We start from the raw sequence: 1421 nt of genomic DNA on the forward strand, positions 1-1421 counted from the left end.
ACCAGCTTGAAATCGCTGTAGAAGTCGGCGCTGTCGAAGGTCAGGCCGTGGATCTGGAACTGGGCCATTACGCTACCTCTTCGATGAATTTGAAGGCGCCACCCACCCAGTCCTGCTGCGCCAGTTCGACCGGGTTCAGCGCCTGCATGCGGCACAGGCCGGAGCGGCGATGGCGGTGCATCACCTCCGTGGGGTCCCAGGCCACGTAGAGTTGGCCCGAGAGCCCCAGGCGCCCGATGGCGTCGTACTGGCGCATGGCCTCGATCTCCGGCAGGCCGTGGATCGACATGTCCATGATCCTTTGGCGCGGCCGCACATCCGCGTCGGCGCGGCCGGAGAGGGTCGCCGTGATATCCGTCGGGTCCTCCCAGCCCCAGGAGGCGCCGAACTCGACGGGCACCGTGGTTTGCCAGCCCACCCCGGTCCACAGGCGGGAGAGCCAGACATGGCCGTCGGGATTGCCCTCGTCGGCAATGTACCAATGCTCGTAGCGGGCCAGCACCGGTCCCGGCGCCACGTCATGCCAGGGCAGCCGGTACTGGCGACGCTCGCGGCTGGGAATCCGGCCGTGACCGAAGGCCGGGTCGGCACGGGGCAGGAGCCACGGATTGGTGACGGCCGGGCTGTAGTCTCTTTCGCCGCTGTCGTGCAGGCGCTCGGTATCGCCCGGATCCTCGCTGATGGTGCGGCGCACCGTGCCCAGGGGGCGGATGTTGCTGTTGATGATGGCTCCCACCCGCAGGTCTGTGGCGGCGCCATAATCGACGGTGAAGCGGGTGGCGGCCGGGTCGGTGCTGGCCGACTGGGCGACCCTCATCAGGCGGGGGTCCAGCAGATGGGCGAGCGGCCGGACGGCGATCCAGGCGCCGCCGGAGAGGGTGGCCGCCGTGCCGGCGCCGTGCGGATCGTCAGCGCGATTATCCCACACAATCAGCAGATTGCGGGACGTGTCGATCTGGTCTGCCATCTGGTCTCCCATCATCATCCCCACACCGTGATCTCGGCGGCGGCGCGCTCGCGGCGCAGGCCCACCACCCAGGCGCGCGTCATCCCCAGGCGGGGGACGGCCGACAGGTCCACGCAGGTGCCCAGGTCCAGGCCGCGCGCCGCGTCGCGGGTGAGGCCCAGCCGCCAGGCGCGGCGGGGGCGGCCGAACAGCGCCTCCAGGCCGGCGCAGCGCAGCGCCGCGTGCGCCGGGTCGGCCAGCACGGTGGCGCGCGCCACCGTGCGGTGGTGGAGCCAGCGCGTCTGACGGCCTCCAAATCGGCGGCCGCCAGCCGGTACTCGCTGGAGACCAGGTCGCGATAGGCCAGGCGCTCCGGACTGTCGTCCGGATCGCGCAGGCGGTCGGACGCCAGCACCGTCCAGGCACGGCGGTACTCGACCTCGACGCGGCCGGCGGGGACCTCGGCGCCGGTGGC

Annotated in this window: 2 protein-coding genes; both read right to left on the reverse strand. The window is 71.4% G+C overall.

The genetic code is table 11. From position 1 onward, the window contains the following. Window positions 1-67: 67 nt before the first annotated feature. Window positions 68-967 carry a hypothetical protein gene (locus GGD89_RS19590; protein WP_184049226.1) on the reverse strand — a complete coding sequence of 300 codons (900 nt, stop codon included), beginning with the start codon at window positions 965-967 and terminating at the stop codon, window positions 68-70. Window positions 968-981: 14 nt separating this feature from the next. Next, on the reverse strand, window positions 982-1224 hold the full coding sequence (locus GGD89_RS19595) for a hypothetical protein (RefSeq protein WP_184049229.1): 243 nt from the start codon (window positions 1222-1224) through the stop codon (window positions 982-984). Window positions 1225-1421: the final 197 nt, after the last annotated feature.

Source organism: Roseospira visakhapatnamensis (assembly GCF_014197915.1).
Classification (GTDB): Bacteria; Pseudomonadota; Alphaproteobacteria; order Rhodospirillales; family Rhodospirillaceae; genus Rhodospira; species Rhodospira visakhapatnamensis.